General features: G+C 40.4%; 2 protein-coding genes and 1 pseudogene. 1 reads left to right on the top strand and 2 read right to left on the bottom strand.

Annotated features, from left to right (window positions below; all coding sequences use genetic code 11):
• Nucleotides 1–219, bottom strand: a 219-nt coding sequence (locus VXQ92_RS20415) for an adenosylhomocysteinase (RefSeq protein ID WP_416683010.1), incomplete at its 3' end; no start/stop codon positions are given.
• Nucleotides 220–440: 221 nt separating this feature from the next.
• Between VXQ92_RS20415 and VXQ92_RS20410 the strand changes: the two genes are divergently transcribed.
• Complete coding sequence (locus VXQ92_RS20410; RefSeq protein ID WP_001196987.1) at nt 441–977, top strand: cysteine peptidase family C39 domain-containing protein; 537 nt, start codon at nt 441–443, stop codon at nt 975–977.
• A gap of 38 nt (nt 978–1,015) precedes the next feature.
• On the opposite strand, the pseudogene VXQ92_RS20405 reads toward VXQ92_RS20410, so the two are convergent.
• Nucleotides 1,016–1,099, bottom strand: a pseudogene (locus VXQ92_RS20405) (4-carboxymuconolactone decarboxylase); the annotation flags it as partial.

The following is a 1,099-nucleotide window of genomic DNA, read 5'->3' as shown; positions in this document are numbered from 1 at the left end:
TTCAACAAGCGTTTCAATAAGAACCGCTGTTTGAATGGTCATGTGGATACAACCAAGAATTTTTGCACCAGCAAGTGGTTTAGAAGCTGCATAGCGTTTACGTAAGCCGATCAAAGCTGGCATTTCTGCTTCAGCAAGTTTGATTTCTTTACGGCCGTAGTCAGCAAGTGAGATGTCAGCAACTTTGTAATCTGTAAATGAAGCATTAACCGCGTTCATCAGGATCTCCTAGGAAAAAATAGTATTGATCATTCTGTTCGCGGATGCCGTTGTTGGTTAAAACGAGTATTTAACCGATCGTCGAGCCTGGCAAAATGATCTTTAGTGCCGATCATTTGTCGCAGCATCCCTCGACTAGCGAAACATTGTACTTGGAAAAGCTTTTAGTGCCAATCCAGTTTTGTTTATTATCTGCGTAATTACGACTTTAGATTTAAATTATGGCCTTGAATATTCCCGAATCTTTGGCAAACCTCGAAGCGAACTGTGGCCTTTTTGCAGTTTGGATGGTACTTCAACATCATGGAGTACAAATTGATGTTGCTGAGCTAATTAAAGTTTGCCGTTATGACGATGAAGGAACTTATACGATTGCTTTAGCCGTTGCTTTAAAAAAGTTGGGCTTTGAGGTGTCATTTCACTCAGATCATGATCCTAATATTAGCCCAAGCGAACGCATGAGCTATAAAGAAGCAAAGGTATTAAGAATACCAACTGGGCCAGCGCTGAGCTATCAAGATATTCAAACAGAGACTCAAAATGGAAAAATGGTGATTGTGTACTACGACACTTTAGAAGGGGTAGGGAATCAGTCGCTCATTTATTCTATAGATCAAAATGAAATCTGCTTTTTTGATAGTTTTGAGCCGATGTCGGCAGCAGTTTTTGAGAATCAACGTAAAGCAGAAGGTATTTGCCGTCAGGCTGTCGTAATTGGTGACCGTAATTTAAATATTCATTCGACTAAATTGAATTAAACTTAAATGAGCCAGTAAAGTGCTGGCTCATACTGAAGTTATTGTTGTTGATATTCTTGAATGACTTCTAACGCAGCCCGGAAAGCTTCCTGAGTAGCAGGGGCACCGCAATATGGCAGGCA

This window comes from Acinetobacter sp. 228, assembly GCF_048147885.1.
Note: the sequence above shows the minus strand (reverse complement) of the source record. Positions and strands in the feature narration are given on the sequence as shown.